General features: G+C 62.8%; 17 protein-coding genes. 12 read left to right on the top strand and 5 right to left on the bottom strand.

Annotated features, from left to right (window positions below; translation table 11 throughout):
- The first annotated feature begins 176 nt into the window (after positions 1–176).
- From V1283_RS23475 to V1283_RS23440, 8 genes are all read left to right on the top strand, one after another.
- Positions 177–1,382: a CaiB/BaiF CoA transferase family protein gene (locus V1283_RS23475; protein ID WP_334388844.1), complete on the top strand. Its 1,206-nt coding sequence runs from the start codon at positions 177–179 to the stop codon at positions 1,380–1,382.
- A gap of 150 nt (positions 1,383–1,532) precedes the next feature.
- Positions 1,533–3,074, top strand: a complete 1,542-nt coding sequence (locus tag V1283_RS23470; protein ID WP_334388843.1) for an ABC transporter substrate-binding protein — start codon at positions 1,533–1,535, stop codon at positions 3,072–3,074.
- A 6-nt stretch (positions 3,075–3,080) separates the two neighbouring features.
- A complete protein-coding gene (locus V1283_RS23465) occupies positions 3,081–4,031 on the top strand; it encodes an ABC transporter permease (protein WP_334388842.1) in 951 nt (316 codons plus the stop codon).
- Positions 4,018–4,890 carry an ABC transporter permease gene (locus V1283_RS23460; protein WP_334388841.1) on the top strand — a complete coding sequence of 291 codons (873 nt, stop codon included), beginning with the start codon at positions 4,018–4,020 and terminating at the stop codon, positions 4,888–4,890. Before V1283_RS23465 ends, V1283_RS23460 begins: the two co-directional genes overlap by 14 nt.
- Positions 4,887–5,882, top strand: coding sequence for an ABC transporter ATP-binding protein (locus V1283_RS23455; RefSeq protein WP_334388840.1), 996 nt, complete (start codon positions 4,887–4,889; stop codon positions 5,880–5,882). Before V1283_RS23460 ends, V1283_RS23455 begins: the two co-directional genes overlap by 4 nt.
- Positions 5,879–6,859, top strand: coding sequence for an ABC transporter ATP-binding protein (locus V1283_RS23450; RefSeq protein WP_442895773.1), 981 nt, complete (start codon positions 5,879–5,881; stop codon positions 6,857–6,859). The genes V1283_RS23455 and V1283_RS23450 overlap by 4 nt, the downstream gene beginning before the upstream one ends.
- A 104-nt stretch (positions 6,860–6,963) precedes the next feature.
- Positions 6,964–8,034: an alcohol dehydrogenase gene (locus V1283_RS23445; protein WP_334388839.1), complete on the top strand. Its 1,071-nt coding sequence runs from the start codon at positions 6,964–6,966 to the stop codon at positions 8,032–8,034.
- A 107-nt stretch (positions 8,035–8,141) separates the two neighbouring features.
- The gene (locus V1283_RS23440; RefSeq protein WP_334388838.1) at positions 8,142–9,224 is read left to right on the top strand and encodes an isocitrate/isopropylmalate dehydrogenase family protein; all 1,083 of its coding nucleotides are present in this window, start codon (positions 8,142–8,144) and stop codon (positions 9,222–9,224) included.
- A 184-nt stretch (positions 9,225–9,408) separates the two neighbouring features.
- Here the strand turns inward: V1283_RS23440 and V1283_RS23435 are convergent, their stop codons facing one another.
- The 3 genes from V1283_RS23435 to V1283_RS23425 form a co-directional block, all read right to left on the bottom strand.
- The gene (locus tag V1283_RS23435) at positions 9,409–10,230 is read right to left on the bottom strand and encodes an enoyl-CoA hydratase (protein ID WP_334388836.1); all 822 of its coding nucleotides are present in this window, start codon (positions 10,228–10,230) and stop codon (positions 9,409–9,411) included.
- Between the two features lie 18 nt (positions 10,231–10,248).
- Complete coding sequence (locus V1283_RS23430) at positions 10,249–10,974, bottom strand: glutathione S-transferase family protein (RefSeq protein WP_334388835.1); 726 nt, start codon at positions 10,972–10,974, stop codon at positions 10,249–10,251.
- A 405-nt stretch (positions 10,975–11,379) separates the two neighbouring features.
- The gene (locus tag V1283_RS23425) at positions 11,380–11,775 is read right to left on the bottom strand and encodes a helix-turn-helix domain-containing protein (RefSeq protein ID WP_334388833.1); all 396 of its coding nucleotides are present in this window, start codon (positions 11,773–11,775) and stop codon (positions 11,380–11,382) included.
- An 881-nt stretch (positions 11,776–12,656) separates the two neighbouring features.
- On the opposite strand from V1283_RS23425, the gene V1283_RS23420 reads away from it, so the two are divergent.
- The 3 genes from V1283_RS23420 (at position 12,657) to V1283_RS23410 (ending at position 15,699) form a co-directional block, all read left to right on the top strand.
- Positions 12,657–13,655 (top strand): TRAP transporter substrate-binding protein, encoded by a 999-nt coding sequence (locus V1283_RS23420; RefSeq protein WP_334388832.1) that lies wholly within the window; start codon positions 12,657–12,659, stop codon positions 13,653–13,655.
- Between the two features lie 212 nt (positions 13,656–13,867).
- Positions 13,868–14,383: a TRAP transporter small permease gene (locus V1283_RS23415; RefSeq protein ID WP_334388830.1), complete on the top strand. Its 516-nt coding sequence runs from the start codon at positions 13,868–13,870 to the stop codon at positions 14,381–14,383.
- Positions 14,380–15,699 carry a TRAP transporter large permease gene (locus V1283_RS23410; protein ID WP_334388829.1) on the top strand — a complete coding sequence of 440 codons (1,320 nt, stop codon included), beginning with the start codon at positions 14,380–14,382 and terminating at the stop codon, positions 15,697–15,699. The genes V1283_RS23415 and V1283_RS23410 overlap by 4 nt, the downstream gene beginning before the upstream one ends.
- Before the next feature lie 16 nt (positions 15,700–15,715).
- On the opposite strand, the gene V1283_RS23405 is transcribed toward V1283_RS23410, so the two are convergent.
- Together V1283_RS23405 and V1283_RS23400 are read right to left on the bottom strand one after the other, a co-directional pair.
- Positions 15,716–17,224 carry a sensor histidine kinase gene (locus V1283_RS23405; protein WP_334388828.1) on the bottom strand — a complete coding sequence of 503 codons (1,509 nt, stop codon included), beginning with the start codon at positions 17,222–17,224 and terminating at the stop codon, positions 15,716–15,718.
- A 141-nt stretch (positions 17,225–17,365) separates the two neighbouring features.
- Complete coding sequence (locus V1283_RS23400; RefSeq protein WP_334388827.1) at positions 17,366–18,628, bottom strand: serine hydrolase domain-containing protein; 1,263 nt, start codon at positions 18,626–18,628, stop codon at positions 17,366–17,368.
- Positions 18,629–18,762: 134 nt separating this feature from the next.
- On the opposite strand from V1283_RS23400, the gene V1283_RS23395 reads away from it, so the two are divergent.
- Entirely contained in the window at positions 18,763–19,677 is a 915-nt protein-coding gene (locus V1283_RS23395) for an intradiol ring-cleavage dioxygenase (protein WP_334388826.1), read from the top strand.
- Positions 19,678–19,693 lie beyond the last annotated feature (16 nt).

Below are 19,693 nucleotides of genomic sequence, written 5' to 3'. Positions count from 1 at the left end.
CACTGATCCCGCCGCACCGAGTACCGATGCAAGAATGGGTCCAACTTCCTTACCCGTAACAACGCGCGCTGCGGGCCAGCGTTCCTAGCGAACTACTTTCCTGTCGACGCTGCACAATTTAGGGTCTGGCCGCCAACCAAAACGAATGGCCGCAAAAGGCCGGGGAGTTTCACGCAATGACCATAGCCGGCAATGATCAGAGGAATTTGACAGGCAGCTTCGCAGGCCTGCGGGTCCTCGATTTTTCAACCACGATTGCCGGACCCCATTGTACACGAATGCTCGCCGATATGGGGGCGGAGGTCATCAAGATCGAGACCGAGGAAGGCGAGACGATGCGGACCCGCCCGCCGGTGCGGAATAATTGCTCGACCGCCTTCGGCCAGCTCAATGTCGGCAAGAACAGCCTTGTGCTGGATTTGAAGTCGCCCGGGGGATCGGAGGCCGTCCGCCGGCTGGTCGCCACATCGGACGTGCTGGTGGAGAATTTTCGTCCAGGCGTGATGCGGCGATTGAAGCTCGATCATGCCTCGCTGCACGAGCTCAACCCGAAGCTGATTTATTGCTCGATCTCGGGATACGGCCAGACCGGGCCGTCAGCCGAGCTGCCGGCCTATGCGCCGGTGATTCACGCGGCCTCGGGCTATGAGATGGCACATCTGGCCTACCAGCCCGGACGCAGCCGGCCGGACTATTGCGGCATCTACCATGCCGACGTGCTGACCGGCGTCTATGCGTTCGGCGCCATCTCGGCGGCGCTGTATCAGCGCAACACAACCGGGCAGGGCCAGCACATCGACGTCTCGATGCTGGAATCGATGCTGAGCCTGACGCTGAACGAATTGCAGTGGTCGCAATTCGAGGTGAAGCCGACGCAGCGGCCCATGTTCGGCCCGATCGAGACGGTGGACGGCTATGTGATGATGGCGATCGCCAGCGAGAAAACTTTTCAGAGCCTGATGCAGGTGATCGGTCACCCCGAATGGGTGAGCGATCCGCGCTTTGCGAAATATTCCGACCGCCGGGAAAACTGGGTGAGCCTGATCGAAGGCGTGGAGGCGTGGTCGCGCACTGTCACGACCGGGCAGTGCCTCGCGGCGCTCAACGAGCACGGCGTTCCCTCATCGGCCTATCGCACCGTCGCCGAGGCGCTGCGCGATCCGCAGATTGCCCACCGCGGTGCATTGGCCGAGGTCGAGGACGGCGGCGGCACCTTCAGGGTGCTCAACCTGCCGTTTCGCATGTCGGGCGCCAACGTGTCGGCGGCGCGACGCATGTCGACGCTCGGCGAGCACACGCGCGCCTACCTGAAGGAGACTGGCCTGTCGGAGGATGAAATTGCATCCTTTGCCGGCAAGGCGCAGGTCGCCGCGCGCGGCTGACATCGCGATCCGCAGAGCGAAACATTAACCCTGCGGCGTTTCATCCGCGGGGTTGCAAACGCCCTTGCCCGCGACTGCGTTTCCAGACAATCTTACCGCAGCGATCACGATCCGGAATGCCGGACGGACGACACATCGGAGGGAACATCCATGAAAGCGGCGATCCGTTCGAGCGCGCTCGCGCGAATATTTCTTGTGGCGGGATTTGGTGTGGCGCTATCGGCTATGCCCGCCAACGCGCAGAAAGCAGGCGGCAGCATCACCGTCGGCCTTGAGCTCGATATCCCCGGTTTCGATGTGCTGAAGGTCGGCGTTTACGACACTGCGGCACTCACCGCATCCTCCGCGCTCTTCGATACGCTCACTACTCTCGATGCGAACGGCAAGCCGCAGCCGAGGCTGGCAGTGTCCTGGGAGCCCTCCGAGGACTTCAAGATGTGGACCTTCAAGCTGCGTCCGGGCGTCAAGTTCCACGATGGCACGCCGTTCAATGCCGCAGCTTTCAAAGCGAATTTCGACCGGCAGAAAGATCCCGCCAACAAGTGCCGCTGCGCCTTCTATATCTCCAACGTCAGCAACGTTCAGGCGCCGGACGAGCTGACGTTGGTCTATAACCTCAGTGACCCCTCGGTGAACTTCCCATCGTTGGTTTCGTACGCGAGCCAGACCAACGCGATACACTCCCCAACCGCGTGGAAGACCAAGGGCGACGATTACAACCGCAATCCTGTCGGCGCCGGTCCGTACATTCTGAAGTCCTGGACGGCCGGCGATCGCATGATCCTGGAAAAAAACCCGGACTACTGGGACAAGGACAAGGTCTATTTCGACCGCATCACGCTGAAGCCGCTGCCCGACGCGCAATCGCGCTTCGCCAGCCTGCAGTCCGGTGAAGTCGACCTGATCTGGGATGATGAATTTTCCGCCGATAACATTCAGAAGGCGCAAAAGGACTCCAAGCTGACGGTGCACACTTATGCCGGTTCGGGTGCGGCCGTTTATGCCATGAACACCAAGACCCCGCCGTTCGACGACGTGCGCGTGCGCCAGGCGCTGGTGATGGCGCTCGACCGCAAGAAGATGTCGCAGGCGATCACCAACGGTTTGTCTCGCCCGGCCAGCAATCCCTATGGCGACGGCTCCTGGGTCAAATGCAAGGATGACGGTGCGCTTCCCGAAGACCTTGAGAAGGCCAAGGCGCTGATCAAGGACTACGGCAAGCCCGTCGATTTCAAGATGCTCGTCACGGCGACGCCGCGAGGGCGTACCGTTGGCCAGGTGCTGCAACAATTGTGGAAGCGGGCCGGTGCCAACATGGAAATCGAGCAGGTCGATCAGGCGACCATTCCGCCGCGCGCCTTCATGCGTCAGTTCCAGTTGACGCCCTGGCGGATCGTCGATCTCGCCGATCCCGACATCCAGATGTACGCCAATTTCCACACCGGCAGCCCGGTCGCGCTTGCCAACTATTCGAATCCGGAGCTCGATAAACTGCTCGAGCAAGCGCGAGTCACCGCCGACCAGAACAAGCGGGTCGATCTCTATTGCGAGATCACGCGGCTGATCAACAAGGAGGCGATCTGGTTCTGGACCTTCCAGAACACCTACTACGCGATCTCGAGCGCGAAGCTCAAAGGACTGCCTAAAATGTACAGCGGGATGATCGACGTATCGCGCACCTGGAAGGAATAGCCGCCCATGGCGTTCTTCGTCGCACGCCGGCTCCTGTATCTCGTGCCCGTGCTGATTACGGTTTCGCTGCTGACCTTCTCGATCGCCTCGTTGCTGCCCGGCGATCTCGCCTACACCATCCTCGGTGACCAGGCGACGCCGGAGAACGTGGCGGCGTTGCGGCACGACATGGGGCTCGATCAGCCGATCTGGTGGCGCTATCTGAGCTGGCTCGGCAATGTCCTGCAGGGCGATTTCGGCCGTTCGTTCCGCACCGGCCAGACGGTGCTGCAGGCGGTTGCCGAGCGGCTGCCGGTATCGATCGAACTGATGCTGCTGGCGCAGCTCGGCGCGCTGGCGATCGGCGTACCACTGGCGATCGTCTGCGCGGCGCGCAGCGGCGGGCCGTTCGACCGCTTCATGACCGGCACGGCGTTCGGCATGCTGTCGGTGCCGACATTCCTGTCGGCGATCCTGCTGATCTATTTTTTCGCGGTCGAACTGCGCTGGCTGCCGGCTACCGGCTATGTGCCGTTCGCCGAGGATCCGGTGGCCAACCTCCGCTTCTTCGTGTTGCCGTCGCTTACGCTCGCGCTGGCCGAATGGCCGGGGATCATGCGTATTCTGCGATCCGACATGATCGCGACCTTGCAGGAAGACTATATCGCGCTCGCCAAGGCGAAGGGCCTGACGCCGGCGCGCATCCTGTTCGTGCATGCGCTGAAGCCGTCGTCGCTGACGCTGGTGACGATCACCGGCATCAATATCGGCCGGCTGATCGGCGGCGCCGTCATTGTCGAGACGGTGTTCGCGCTGCCCGGAATCGGCCGGCTTCTGGTCAGCGCGATCGGCACCCGCGACCTCATCATCCTGCAGGGCGTGGTGCTGCTGGTCGCCGCCGGCTTCGTCATCATGAACTTCATCGTCGATCTGCTCTACGCCGTCCTCGACCCCAGGATTCGTCATGGCCACGCTTGAACTCACACTGGACGAGGAACTCCAGGCACGGCCGCTCAAGCGCGGACGCAGGCTGGGACCGTTGTTCTGGGCGGCGATCGGCTGGATGGTGCTTGTGTTTGCAGTCGCGATCTTCGCCGATTTCCTCCCGCTGCCGAGCCCGACCGACATGGACATGCTGGAACGGCGCGCAGCGTTCTCCGCGGCGCATTGGCTTGGAACCGACGGGCTCGGCCGCGACGAACTCTCGCGGCTGATTCATGGCGCGCGCATATCGCTGGTGGTCGGCCTCTGTGCGCCGGTGATCGGCCTCACCATCGGCGGCGCGCTCGGCATGCTCGCCGGCTATTTCCGCGGCCGGTTCGAGACGCTCGTCGTCGGCAGCATGGATGTGCTGCTGGCCTTTCCGCCGCTCATTCTCGTGCTGGCTGTGATCGCCTTTGTCGGGCAATCGATCTTCAATCTCACCTTGATCCTGGGCGTGCTGAGCATTCCCGCCTCCATGCGGGTGGCGCGGGCGGCGACGCTGACGCTGTCGCGGCGCGAATTCGTCATCGCGGCACAGGCGCTGGGCGCCTCGCATGCGCGCATCCTGCTGCGTGAACTGCTGCCGAACGTCATCCTGCCGCTGTTTGCCTTCTTCCTGCTCAGTGTCGCCGTCATTATCGTGGTCGAGGGCGCGCTGTCGTTCCTTGGCCTCGGCGTGCCACCGCCGATTTCGAGCTGGGGCAGCATGATCGGGGAGGGGCGCGAGAGCCTCGATGTGGCGCCGCGGCTTGCCTTCCTGCCGGCAGCGGCGATGTTCCTCACCGTGCTTTCCTTCAATCTGGTCGGCGACACGCTGCGGGCGCTCACCGATCCACGTCAGGGCGCGCTGTGACCGACAGTACATTGCTTTCCGTGGAGGATGTTTCCGTCAACCTGCCGACCCCGCGCGGCAACCTGCGCGCGGTGGATCGGGTGAACCTCACGGTGGGCGCGGGACAGACGCTCGGCGTCGTCGGTGAATCCGGCTGCGGCAAGACCATGCTGTCGCGGGCGATCCTGCAATTGCTGCCCAAGAAGGCAAAGCTCTCCGGCCGCGTGATGTTCGATGGGCAGGACCTGCTGCGGCTCTCAGCAGAGAAACTGCGCAAGCTGCGCGGCCGGTCGCTGGCGGTCGTGTTCCAGGATCCGATGACCTCGCTCAACCCGGTGCTCACGATTGGCACCCAGTTGATCGAGACGCTGCAGGAGCATCTCGAACTCGACGACGCCACAGCCACCAGGCGCAGCATCGAATTGCTCGCAGCTGTCGGCATTCCCGCGCCCGAGCAGCGGCTGGCGCAATATCCGCACCAGCTCTCGGGTGGAATGCGCCAACGCGTGGCGATCGCGATCGCGCTGTCGTGCGAACCAAAGCTCCTGATCGCCGACGAGCCGACCACCGCGCTCGACGTGACGATCCAGGCGCAGATCCTCGATCTCCTGGCGCGCGAGCAGCGCCGCCGCCACATGGCGATGATCATCATCACCCACGACCTCGGGGTCGTCGCCGGCCGCACCGATGAAGTCGCCGTGATGTATGCCGGCCGCGTGGTCGAGCGCGCGCCGACGCCCGCGTTGTTCAAGAAAATGCGAATGCCCTATACCGAGGCGCTGCTGGCGGCGCTCCCCAAACTCGACGCCGCGCCCCATACGCCGCTGCCCGCGATAACAGGGCGTCCGCCCGACCCGACACGGCCGCTGCAGGGCTGCTCGTTCTCGCCGCGCTGCCGCTATGCGGTGGCCCGCTGCCAGATCGAGAAGCCGGCATTGACGGAAGCCGAGTCCCGCGAACATCAATACGCCTGCTTCCACCCGATCGAGATCCATGCGGAGGCCGGCGCATGATGCTGCAAGCCGTGTCGGCCACTCCAAACGAACCGCTGCTCGCCGTCGATGATCTGGTCGTGGAATATCCCGTCGGCACGAAGATCGTTCATGCCGTGTCCGGTGTGTCCTTGCAGATCGCCCGTGGCGAGACGCTGGGTCTGGTCGGTGAATCCGGCTGCGGAAAATCGACGCTGGGCCGGGCGGTGCTGCAGTTGCGCCGGCCGACCGCAGGGCGGGTTGTATTCGACGGCCACGACCTCACGACGATGCAGGGCGACGCCTTGCGGCTGATGCGCCGGCGCGTGCAGTTGATCTTCCAGGACCCGATTGCATCGCTCAATCCGCGCCGCAGGATCGGCGACATCGTCGCCGAGCCGCTGGTGATCGCGGGCGTCAAGGATCCGGAGAAGCGCGAGCGGCTCATCCACGAGGTGCTGAGCGCGGTCGGGCTCGATCCGACCCTGGTCGTGGGACGGCTGCCACATGAATTCTCCGGCGGGCAGTGCCAACGCATCTGCATCGCGCGCGCGCTCGTCCTCAATCCGGAATTCATTGTCTGCGACGAGCCGGTCTCCGCGCTCGACGTTTCCATCCGTGCCCAGATCCTCAATCTGCTGGAGGAGATGAAGGGCCGGTTCGGCTTGACGTTATTGTTCATCGCGCACGACCTTGCGGTGGTGAAGGCGGTGAGCGACCGCGTGGCAGTGATGTATCTCGGCCGGCTCTGCGAGGTCGGCCCGTCCGAGCAGTTATTTGCCCGGCCGGCGCATCCCTATACCGCGCTGCTGATCGAGGCGATTCCGGTGCCCGATCCGGACGTCCGTCCAACCGAGACCGTGCCGGTGGGCGAGCCGCCATCGCCGATCGCGCCGCCATCCGGCTGCCGGTTCCGCACCCGCTGCCCTCGCGCGGATCAGCGATGCAGCGATGAGGTACCGGAACTGCGCGCCGTGGCACCAGGCCAGTTCGTGGCCTGCCATCATCCGCTGATCTGAGTACCGGAAGACCGTCGCCTGCGTTTGTCTCGATGGGATGGACGTGGCAATGTCCATCCGAAAGAGGTCTGCGTCCAAGAACGAGAAATGACGGGAGAGAAGCGATGAAGAGTTTTCAGGTCGCCGAGTTCAACGCACCGCTGAAAGAGGTGGATCAGGAGACGCCGCAGCCAACGGGCACGCAGGTGCTGATCAAGGTGAAGGCGGCCGGCGTCTGCCACAGCGATCTCCACATCTGGGAAGGCGGCTACGATCTGGGCCATGGCCGCAAGCCGCTGTCGCTGAAGGACCGTGGCGTGTCGCTGCCGCGCACGATGGGTCATGAGACCGTCGGCGAGTTGTTGGCATTCGGGCCCGACGTCACTGCCGCCGACAAGGGCGATCTCAAGGTGGGCGACACAGCCCTGGTCTACCCCTGGCTCGGCTGCGGCAAATGCGCGACGTGTGTGGGCGGCGACGAGAATATGTGCGTCGTCAAGCCGAATTCGCTCGGCGTCTATTGCGACGGCGGCTACGCCGATCACATGACGGTGCCGAATCCAAAATATCTCCTGAACCTCAGGGGGCTCGATCCCGTCACCGCGGCGCCCTATGCCTGTTCCGGCGTCACCACCTACAGCGCGCTGAAGAAGGTCGAGTTCGCCTTCAACTCGCCGATCGTCATCTTCGGCGCCGGCGGGCTCGGCCTGATGGCGCTGTCGCTGTTGAAGGCGATGGGCGGCAAGGGCGCCATCGTCGTCGACATCGATGCGCGCAAGCGCGAAGCGGCTGAAGCGGCCGGTGCGCTCGCCACCGTCGACGGCAAGGCGCCGGATGCGCTGGAGCAACTGGCGAAGACGGCCGGCGGACCCATTCGCGCCGTGATCGATCTCGTCGGCAATGCGCAGACCACGCAGCTCGGCTTCGACTGCCTGACCAAGGGCGGCAAGCTCGTCATCGTCGGTCTGTTCGGCGGCGGCGCGCCCTGGGCGCTGCCGCTGATCCCGATCAAGGCGATCACGATCCAGGGCAGCTATGTCGGCAATCTGCGCGAAACCGAGGAACTGCTCGATCTCGTTCGCAACAAGATGATCGCGCCTATCCCGGTGACGACGATGCCGCTTGCAAAAGCCAACGAAGCGCTGACCGATTTGCAGAAAGGCAAGCTGGTCGGCCGCGCGGTGCTGACGCCGTAACTTTCCGTCATTCCGGGATGGTGCGTTAGCACCAGACCCGGAATCTCGAGATTCCGGGTTCGATGCTTTGCATCGCCCCGGAATGACGACTCAATTAAGGAACCCCCATGTCCGCAAATAACGCCCTCCAAATCGCCGTGCTCGGGGGCGATGGCATCGGCCCTGAAGTGATGGCGCCGGCGATCGAAGTTCTGCGCAGGATCGAAGCGACCAGCGACCTGAAGTTTCGCTTCACGGAAGCCCCGGCCGGCGCCAACAATTATCTCGCGACCGGCAAGTCGATGCCGGACTCGACGATCCGGTTATGCGAGGAAGCGGATGCCGTGCTGCTCGGCGCCTGCGGCCTGCCGTCGGTGCGCTACCCTGATAACACCGAGATCGCCCTGCAGATCGAACTGCGCTTCCATTTCGATCTCTATGCCGGGGTGCGCCCGGCGCGGCTCGTTCCGGGCGTGCCGAGCCCGATCGTCGGCGCCGACCAGCGCGGCATCGACCTCGTGCTGATCCGGGAATCGACCGAAGGCCTGTTCGCCTCGATGGGCAAGGGCGTGGTGACGGACACCGAGGCGCGCGAGACGCTCGTCATCACCCGCAAGACGTCTGAGCGGCTGTTCGAGTTTTCGTTCCGCCTGGCCGAACGCCGCAAGGCGCGCGGGAAGGCGAATGGAGGATTGACCTGCGTCGACAAGGCGAATGTGTTCAGGGCGTTTGCGTTCTTTCGCGGGATGTTCGATGAAGCCGCCAAACGCCATCCCGGCGTGAAGGCCGACCGAGTCTATGTCGACGCTTGTTCGCTGATGCTGGTGAAGCGCCCGTGGGACTTCGACGTCATGGTGACGGAGAACATGTTCGGCGACATTCTCTCCGACCTCGCCGCCGGCCTGATCGGAGGGCTCGGCATGGCCCCCTCCGCCGACATCGGCGACCGCTACGCCGTGTTCCAGCCCTGCCATGGCACCGCGCCCGACATCATGGGGCAGGGCAAGGCCAATCCCACCGCGATGATCCTATCGGCGGCGATGATGCTGGGTTGGCTGGCGGAGAAGCATGGTCTCGAAAGCGCGGCCGAGGCTGGCGAGCGCATCGAACGCGCAGTCGACAAGGCCTATGCGGGGGGCGTCAAGCCGATGGAATTCGGCGGCAGCAACGGCACCGCGGATATCGCGAAGGCTGTGCTCGCGGCGCTGTAAAGAACTATGCCGCGCGCCGAACTAAACCCGTCATCCTGAGGTGCGAGCGGAGCGAGCCTCGAAGGATGAGCGGCCCCGGACCGGGCCGTCGTCCTTCGAGACGCGCTTCGCGCTCCCGCGGGTGAACGCAATTGCGTTCATCCCGGGGATGACGGATATGGAGTGTGCGCCGCTTCGATCCTTACTACTTCCCCTTGAACTGCGGCTTGCGCTTTTCCATGAAAGCCGTTCGCCCTTCGCGAAAATCTTCGCTATCCATGCAGGCCATGCCGATCGCCTTGATCGCGTCCGTGTCGCGCTTGCTTTCGTCCTTCAGCACTTCGGCAATCGTGATCTTGGCGGCCTTGATCGCCAGTGGCGCGTTGCCGGAGATGGTGCGCGCGATCTCCATGGTGGCGTCCCACAACTCCGCACCCGGCAGCACGCGGTCGACCAATCCGATCCGTAACGCTTCCGCGGAATCGATCCGCATGCCCGTATACATGATGAGCCGCGCCCAGGATGGCCCGACCAGCGAGACCAGATGCTTGAGGCCGTCATAGCCATAGGCAATACCGAGCTTTGCGGCGGGAATGCCGAACTGGCTGTTGTCGGAGGCAATGCGAATATCTGTCAGCATCGCGACCTGCATGCCGCCGCCGAGGCAGAAGCCGCGGATGCAGGCAATGGTCGGCTTCGGGTAACTCGCGAGCAGCGCGCGCTGCGCCTCGCTCCGCTTCGAATATTCTTCCGAGGCCGCCGCATTGTGGCGGGTCTTTTCGAACTGGCTGATATCGGCGCCCGAGACGAAGGCCTTGTCGCCGGCGCCGACCAGGATCACGACGCGAACGTCGGGATCGTCGCGCAGCTCGACCAGGGCGTGGCCCAGGCCGTCCCACATTTCGAGCGACATCGCGTTGCGCTTGTCGGGATTGTTGAACGTGATGACGCCGACGCCATCGCGGACGCTTTGCAGGATCTTGCCGTCGGCATGGGATGTTTCGGCGTTCTTCGGGGTGTCTAGCATCGAATTGTCCAGTCCATTTCAGGAATCAACGAAGGGGCCGAAATTCGCCTGGGCGTAGGCCGGCCGCGCCTGCAGTCTAGTCCACCACGCCGCGACGCGTGGATGTTTCTTTTCGGTCATCTCGTCCGGCGCTATTTCCTCGTCGATGCGTTTCACGAACGGGGCCGCGGCGATGTCGGCGATCGAGTAGGCCTTGCCGACCAGCCACCCGGACGGCTTCAGCGCTTCCTCCATCTTGTCCAGCAGCACGACCAGTTTGGCCCGCGCCGCGTCGCGCTCCTCCTCGGTGTAGGGTTTGCGCGCGGCCCGGAGCCAGGCCTCCTGCCGCTCCTTGCTCGGTATGTTCTTGAGTTTTTCGGCGAGTTCCTGATCCGACCATTGCGACGCGGTCTTCGCCAGATGGTGCCGCCAGTTGAAGATGATGAGATTGCCGATCAGCCCGTCGATGTGCCGGATCCAGTTGCGCATCTCGGCGCGCTCGTAAGGTGCATCCGGCCGGAGCGGGGGAGCGGGGAACGCCTCGTCGAGATACTCGCAGATCGTGCCGCTTTCATGCAGCGGCCGGTCGTCATGGATCAGTGCCGGGATCACGCCGAGCGGATTGATCCTGAGATATTCCGGCGAATGATGCTCCATCGCAGCCATGTCGACCACGTGGCCTTCATAGGCGAGGCCCTTTTCGGCGAGGCACAGCCGGACACGGCGCGAGGCGCTCGAACGCCAGCCGTGGTGAAGGATCATCATTGCGTGCCTCCCGAAGCCGATGGACCGGTCTTTTTATCGGGAGGGGTGGTGCCACGTTTCGCCGGCCACGGGCAAGGTCTGCGGCCGCAGCCCAGGATAAGCAGTTTCGCCGGAGCTGTCGGCACCGGATGGCTTTGCGGCTTACATCAAAAGAGCGATGGGCAATGATCAAAAAAAATTCCGGGCGCCACGTTCGAATAGCAGAAGATCTCTTCAACGGCCCGCGCCCGCGAGACCACATATTCAGGGCTTGTGTGTCGAAGGACCGGACTCCGCCATCGACAATGGCTTTGCTGATCTTTTCCAGCCAGATCAATATGTGACCCAGCGCAGCAACAGGCTACCCGGCGATTTCTCGCGTCGGTTGATCGGGTCCGCGGTGCTGCGATCCAGGCGCGATAATGCCTAAGCCTCGTTGGCGGCGATCGATTCCATCAAGGAGACCAATTGACGCTGTACGGTCTGGTCCTTGATCTTGCTGTAGGCACGCAACAGCCTCAGGCTGAACGCGCTGTCCAGGAACAGCAGGCTCTCGACTTCGCGCGCCTTGCCGTCGCCGTCGTAGAAGAACGTCACGGGCACGTCGAGCGCAGTAGCGATTTGCTGAAGACGAGCCGCGCCGACACGATTGACGCCCTTCTCGTACTTCTGAACCTGCTGGAAGCTGACGCCGAGCTTGTCGCCGAGCTCCGCTTGAGAGATTTTCTGTTCCACGCGCCGCAGGCGAATCCGCTTGCCCAATTCGATATCGGGTTTGCCGGCGCTGCGCTGTTTCATCTTCTTCGCTGCTGATCTGTTCATTCTGGTTTTACCGTCCTTCAATCGGGAAACCCTGGCAAAAGTAGGTCAGAGGTTCATCCGTATTTGCCGCGTTTAAAGTCAGTCCGAACCGTGAGGTTGTAAAGAGAACCACCGGAATCCTGAGATATTACGGATGGTAGCCAAACGCATGCGCGTATTGGAAGCACCCTGATACCGGCGCCGACAACTACCTAAAGCTGTCGGCACCCGGGGCGTATTGGCAAAAACCCCGCCCACTACATTTGACAAAATATTCGACAAACCACAACCACCGCGAGTTCAATGGACACAGATTTTGGCCGCATGCTTACTGTGTTGCGCTTATGCACCGGATTTTTACGGGGTTTGCCGGCTAATTATGCGATTGCTCGCAGAGCGCGCCGGCTCGATATCGGCCCTGCGCGAGATGCCCGCGTCCAGTGATGCCTGACAAAATGCAGTAACGTTCAGTTCCGGCTTTTCGGATCAGGCATGACGGGAAATTGCGGCAAGCCGCGTGCTGGCGCACCTTTGACGGCGCGGGCCAGATCCGGCAGCGCGCAACATTTGCGGCGTGCCGGCTGGCTGCGCATGAACATCGCCCGCCGGCATCAGATGCAATCATAAGACGTTGCCTCGGCAACTGATAGGGACGGGAAGGCCGACCGGCATTTTCAGCGATTTGCGAAGGGGGCACCGGTTCGGCCCGCGCCTTCCGGGGCGGGGTTGCCAAAATGATTGCCATCACCGGTCCGGCCGTCTGCGGCCTATTGGCTCGGGTACTCTACTTAAATTGGCTTCCACAGCCGCGCCGTTTTGCATACGCTTTGCGGTAGTGGCTGCGTCGTCGGCCAGGCCAAAGTCCTGCTTATAAGGGACAGGCATTACAGGGGAGGAACGCCATGAAGCGAAGAACCGTACTTGCGGGCCTTGGTGCGACGGCGGCTGCCGGCGTCCTCGGCACGCCAACGATCCTGCGGGCACAGGCGCCCGTCACGCTCAACGGAGCCGTGCAGTTCAACGACGACCACGCCTTCAACAGGGCGCTGCTGCGGTTCGAAGAGCTGGTAAAGAAATACTACGGCAAGCCGATCAATTTCACGCTGCACAGGAACTCATCGCTCGGGCTCGAAAAGCAGTATTTCGAATACATGTCCCAGGGCAAGGCGGTCGACTACGGCATCGTTTCTCCGGCCCACATGTCGACCTTCGCCAAGGCGGCGCCGTTCATCGATGCGCCCTTTGTGTTCAAGGGCATCGAGCACATGAACAAGGTGGTCGAAGCGAACATCCTCGCGCCGATCGCCGATGAAGTTGCGGCCAAGGCCGAGGTCGTCCTGCTCGGTTATGCAGGCGGCGGTATCCGCAACATCTTCGCCAACAAGCCGGTCCGGAACCTTGCCGAGATCAAGGGTCTGAAAGTCCGCGTGCAGGGCGCGCCGATCTGGTCGAAGACGTTTGCGGCCGTCGGCATGAGCCCGACGGTAATCGCCTACAACGAGATCTACAACGCCATCCAGAACGGCGTGATCGCCGCCGGCGAAAACGAGGCGGCCGGCGTCGAGGCGATGAAGTTCTACGAAGTCGCGCCGCACCTCAACCTGACGCAGCACGCGGTATCGATCCGGCCGATCTGCTTCTCGGTGAAGACGCTGAAGACCTTGCCGAAGGATTTGCAGGAGGCGATCTTCAAGGCTGGCAAGGAAGCCGGTGACTACGGCCGTCAACTGGAGTCGAGCGAGGAAGTCGTCAAGCTCGACACGCTGGAGAAGGCCGGCAAGCTCAAGCGCGTCCCGTTCGAGGAGCGCGACGCCATGAAGAAGCTCGCTGATCCCGTGATGGCCACCTACGCCAAGGAAATCGGCGCCGAGGGCATCTTCGAGAAGATCAACGTCGCGTAGAGCATGATCCGGAAAAGTGGGTACCGGTTTTCCCTCGCGACAAACGCGGAACGCGTTTGCGCGGGGATCATGCTCAAACAAACAGATGAGATCATGATGCGATTCTTCCAATCGCATCATGATCTCAGGAATTGTCGCTGCCCACGCGGCAGGAAGTCGGGGCAAGCCGGACGGCTTGCCCCATTCCATGATCGTGATCCCCCGGAGCCGTGATGACTGAAATATCGATGCCGCCGAACCCGTCGCTGTGGCGCCGAGCGACGGCGGCCTATGCAAAACTGCTGGAAATCCTGCTTGCCGCCTGCGTCGGCATTCTGGTCGTTCCGGTCACGCTGCAAATCATCTCGCGCTACACGCCGCTCATCCCGTCCTACATCTGGACCGAGGAGATGGCCCGATTCCTCTTTGTCTGGACGATCATGATCGGCGCCATGGTCGGCATCAGAGAGTCGCAGCATTTCGAAGTCGACGTCTGGCCTGACCTGTCACGCCGAAGCGAGGCCATGGTGCGAATTCTCGCGCGGCTTGGCGTGCTGGCGATGGCGCTGGTGTTTGTGTGGGCCGGGCTCGAATTCACGCGGTTCGCCTGGAACCGGACGTCGGAACTGGCTGATCTGCCGCTCTGGCTGATCCATGTCGCCTGGCCGGTGGCAGGCGTGACGTGGATCGTATTTGCGGGCGAACAGATCTTCGACGAGATGCGGATTTTGCTTGGGGCACAACAATGAGCGGCAATGTTCTTTCTGCCGGACAGGCGGCCATGGTGCTGTTCGGGGTTTTCATCGGCCTGCTCATTATTCGCGTGCCGGTCGCCTTTGCGCTCGGCCTTGCCTGTGTGCCGATCCTTTTGATCGAGCCGCATCTGTCGATCATGACGCTCGCGCAGGAGACCTTCAACGCCTACAATTCGTTCATCCTGCTGGCGGTGCCATTCTTCCTCCTGACCGCCAACCTGATGAGCATCGGCGGCATCACCGATCGCCTGGTCGCGTTGTCGCGCTCGATGGTCGGGCATTGGCCGGGATCGCTGGCTCAGATCAACGTCGTGCTGTCGGTGTTCTTTGCCGGCATTTCCGGCTCTTCCACCGCGGACGCGGCGAGCCAGTCCAAGATCTTCATCGACGCCCAAACCAAGGAGGGCTACGACCTCTCGTTCTCCATCGCCATCACCGCGGTGTCGGCCGTGCTCGCCGTCATCATCCCGCCCTCGATCCTGATGATCGTGTGGGGCGGCCTGATCTCGACCTCGATCGCCGCGATGTACTTGGCCGGCATCATACCCGGCCTGCTGATCGCGGGCGCGCAGATGGCGACCGTGCATGTCTATGCCGTTCGCCGCGGCTATCCGACCTATCCGAAAGACACCTGGAGGGAGATGTGCTGCGCCATCTGGCGGTCGATACCGGCGCTGATCACGCCGTTCATCATCGTCGGCGGCATTTTGCTGGGGTGGTTCACCGCGACCGAATCCGCCTGCGTCGCGGTGCTTTATTCCGTTGCGCTATCGGCGTTCTTTTACCGGGAAACCGGAGCGCGAGAACTCTACAAGGCGCTGCTCGACACCGGGCGTCTGGCCGGAGTCGCGCTGTTTTGCGTCGGCACCGCAAGCGCTTTCGGCTGGCTGCTGGCCTACTACAAGATTCCGCAGGAACTGCTGGCCAACGTCTCGACCTGGGGCATGGGCCCGATCGGGGCCGGCTTCTTCATCGCGTTCTGCTTTCTGGTGGTGGGCTGCTTCCTCGACGCGATTCCGGCGATCGTCATCGTCGGCACCGTGCTGGAACCGCTGGCGAAATCGGTCGACCTCCATCCGGTGCAGTTTGCGATCATCTCGATCGTCTCGCTGGCGTTTGGGCTGGTGACGCCGCCGTATGGGCTGTGCCTGATGATCGCCTGCTCGATCGCGGGCGTACGGCTGCGCTATGCGCTCAAGGACACGGCCATCATGCTGGTTCCGATGCTGCTGGTGCTGGCCGCGCTGATCGTCTGGCCCGAGGTCTCACTGTTTCTGCCGCGGCTGATCGTGCCGGAGATGCTTAAGTAGCCATCTTCGTATCGAGCTATTCCTCCCTGTCGAGCGCGCAGCTCACCGTGTAGATGACGCCGCGCGGCAGGAAGTCGACGGTCGCTTCACCGCCGAGCTGGTCGCGCGTGCTGCGCTCGATCAGCCGCGAGCCGAAGCCGCGCTGCACCGGCGCCGTGACCGGCGGGCCGCCGGCCTCGGTCCAGATCAGCCGCAGCTTGCGCCCGTCCCTTTCCTCGAGGATCTCCCAGTCCAGCGCCACGGTGCCGGTCTCGTTCGAAAGCGCGCCGTACTTCGCCGCGTTGGTCGCGATCTCGTGCACGATCATCGACAGCACCACGGCGAGCCGCGGCGACAGCGGAACCTGCGGCCCGAACATCCGCATCCGCTCCGGAGTGTTGAGCAGATAGGGCTGCAGCACCCGCGTGATCACTTCCCGCAACTCGGCGCCCTGCCATTTTTCCTGGCTCAGCAGATTGTGCGCCTCCGCCAGCGCGCCGAGCCTTCCCTCGAACTTCGCGCGCTCGGCCCGGCTTGCGCTCCGGAACGTCTGGGTGGCGATCGACTGCAGGACTGCGAGCGTGTTCTTGACGCGGTGGTTGAGTTCCTCGATCAGGAGATTGTGCAGCATCTCGCCACGCGCGATCTGGGTCGCCATCCGCACCGCAAAGGCGAGACCGACCATCAGGAGCACGGCGCCCATCACGCTTGTGATCGCGAGGTTGCGCCAGAGCGGCGCGACCAGCGAGCTTTCGGCGACGCCTGCGGCGACCGTCCAGCCGGTGAGCGAAGAGCGGGCGAAGCTCGTGATCAGCGGCACGCCCTCGAGCGATACGGTCGACACGGTGGATTCCGGAGTCCTGAACATCTCGGCGTGGAGCGAGGGCGATGCGCGCTTGCCGACGGTCTCCTGAGGATTCGGCGTGCGCGCGAAATTGGTGCCTTCGCTGTCGAAGATAGAGATCGTCCAATCCCGGTTCGGCCGCTGCTGCTCGATCATGGCCTGGAATATTTCGATCGGCGGGCTGAACGAGATGTCGTAAAGCACCTCGTCGCCCTGCATCACCGGCACTTCGATCGTCACGATCAGCCGCTTCTTGACCGTCCCAAAGAACAGGTTGGAATAGACTGGCTTCTTCTCCGCGAAGACTTTCTCGACCATGGGCAGGTTGTTGCGGAACGGCAGGTTTGCCGTGTCAGGCGTGAGCGAGGAGAACACCTGACGTCCTTTGCGGTCAGCCACCAGCACGACGCCGCCTTCGCCATACTGGTCGAGAAAACCCTGGCAGATGCGGCGGAATCCCTCGAAATCCCGGTGGTGCAGGGTGTTTGTCAGCGACAATACCTGCAGCGCGCCGGTGATCCGCTGCATCTCCGCATCAAGCACGAGACGAATGCTGTAAACCGTTTCAAACACGCGTTGGGTAGCGGTCTGGCGGTCCTGCCTGTAATGGTTGAAAACAATGCCGGCCGCGAAAAGAATCAGCGGCAGCGTGGTTCCCGCAACCAGAAGGGCAAGACGCACTGGTAGTGAAGGTTTCGGCAACACACGCCCCGGATCGGCCCCCAATACCGAAAGCATAGGAGAAGCCGCCGAATTTCGCCAAGAATAATAGGAGGATAAAGTAAGATATTCAGCCGGGTTCAAGAGCGGCCGGGTTCCGTCATGCGGCCCGGCCGTCGGTTCTCAGAGATTGCTGTCGGTGATCGCGGCATACACCATGGTGCGCAGCTCGCGCCGCAACGGATAAGCGCTCGACGGCAGCACCTGCGTCATGAAGATCATGATCAGTTCTTCCGCCGGATCAATGAAGAACGAGGTGGTCGCCGCGCCGCCCCAGTTGAACTCGCCGGGACTGCCGGCGATCAGCGTCTGCGCCGGGTTCATGGTGACGGCAAAGCCCAGACCGAAGCCGATGCCGTTATAGGCGGCTTCCGAGAACAGCGAGCGCGACATCGCCGGCAGGTCGACGCCGCCGGGCAAATGGTTCGACGCCATGAGCTTCAGCGTCTTCGGGCCCAGCAGGCGGACACCGCCGAGTTCGCCGCCATTGAGCAGCGCCCGGCAGAAGGTGAGATAGTCGGCCACGGTCGAGCACAGGCCGCCTCCGCCGGAGATGAACGAGGGCGGCGACAGGAACGAACTCGTGGCCGGGTCGTCCTGCAGCGTCAGTTTGGTCTCGCCGGCAGTCATGCCGATCTGCACGCCGGCCGAATAGCAGGCCGCCAAACGATGCGCCTTTTCCTTCGGTACGAAGAAGTCGGTGTCGTTCATGCCGAGCGGATCGAAGATGCGTTCTTTTAGAAACTGCTCGAACGGCTTGCCGCTGATCACGCCTATGAGATAGCCGAGTACGTCGGTGGCGACGGAATAGTTCCAGGCCTCGCCCGGCGAGAATTCCAGCGGGATTTTTGCGAGGTCGTCGATCATGGTCTGCAGCGAGCCGGCCTTGATCACCTCGCCGATCTTGGTCTCGCGATAGGCGGCATCGACATTGCTGCGCTGCTGGAAGCCATAGGTAAGGCCCGAAGTGTGGCGCAACAGGTCCACGATCAGCATCGGACGCGTCGGCGGGCGGGTCAGGAAGGCCGGATGAGTGCCGGCCATGAACACGCCAAGATTCTTCCAGGCCGGAATGTATTTGTGCACGGGCTCGTCAAGCGCGACGCGGCCTTCCTCGACCAGCATCATGAAGGCCACGCTCGTGAGCGGCTTGGTCATCGAATAAATGCGGAAGATCGTGTCGTCCTTGACCGGCACCTTGCGCTCGAGGTCGGCGAAGCCCTGCGCGGTCGAATGCACGACCTTGCCGCGGCGGTAGATCAGGAGCTGCGTTCCCGGAAAGCGGCCGGCGTCGACGTAGCGCTGCTTGAGGTGATTTTCGAGGCGATCGAGCGCCGCCTTGGACATTCCGGCTTGTTCGGGCGAGGCAGGGGTGGGGGCTAACATCGGCACAGATCTCCGGCTGGGATGCGGCCTTGATAGCCGAAAAGTGTGCTGCGTTCCAACCAGTCGCGCTTACCCCCCGCGGGACGCTGGTATAGGCTGCCGGCAGCCTTGGTCTATTCCCGCAGGACAGAAAAATGCGCCAATTCAGCGAAACCGAACTGACCGCCGCCGTGATCCGCAGCTTTGACGACACGCCGGATCCGCGCGCCAAATTCCTGCTGCAGGAACTGGTGAAATCGCTTCACGACTATGTGCGCAGGACCGATCTCACCTTCGAGGAGTGGGAATATGCGATCGATTTTCTGACCCGGACCGGTCAGAAGTGCACCCCGATCCGGCAGGAGTTCATCCTGCTCTCCGACGTGCTTGGCGTGTCGATGCTGGTCGATGCGGTCAACCACCGGGAGCGCGAGGGCGCCACCGAGACCACGGTGCTCGGCCCGTTCTATGTCGGCGAGCACAAGGTGACGCCGCATGGCACCGATATCTCGGCCAATCTGTCCGGCGAGCGGATGTTCGTGCAGAGCCGCGTCACCGACCTCCAGGGCAAGCCGCTGGCTGGCGTGCCGGTGGACGTCTGGCATGCCGATGATGACGGCTTCTATGATTCCCAGAAGCCGGCCTATGCGACGGAGGGGCCGTCGTCGCGGGCGCGCTTCATCACCGACGCCGATGGAAAATTCTTCTTCCGCACCATCCTGCCGTGCAGCTATCCGATCCCGACCGACGGCCCGGTCGGCGAGATGATCGTGCAGACCCGCCGCCATGCGATGCGGCCGGCCCATGTGCATTTCCTGGTCGACGCGCCCGGTCACCAGCCGCTGATCACGCATGTCTTCATGGACGGCGACAAATATCTCGATTCCGACGTCGTGTTCGGGGTCAAGGACGAACTGATCGCCAAAATCGAAAAGCGCACCGATCCGACGATGCCGGACGGCAAGCCGACGGGCGAGCCATGGCACCTCATGACCTACGAATTCCGGATGAAGCCGGGCGACGGAAACGCGCCGAAACCGATGATGGCGAAGGCCAAAGAGGACGCTTAGGGACACCGATTTTAGC

The organism is Bradyrhizobium sp. AZCC 2262 (assembly GCF_036924535.1).
GTDB lineage: Bacteria > Pseudomonadota > Alphaproteobacteria > Rhizobiales > Xanthobacteraceae > Bradyrhizobium.
This window is presented reverse-complemented; position numbering and strand designations above follow the sequence as displayed.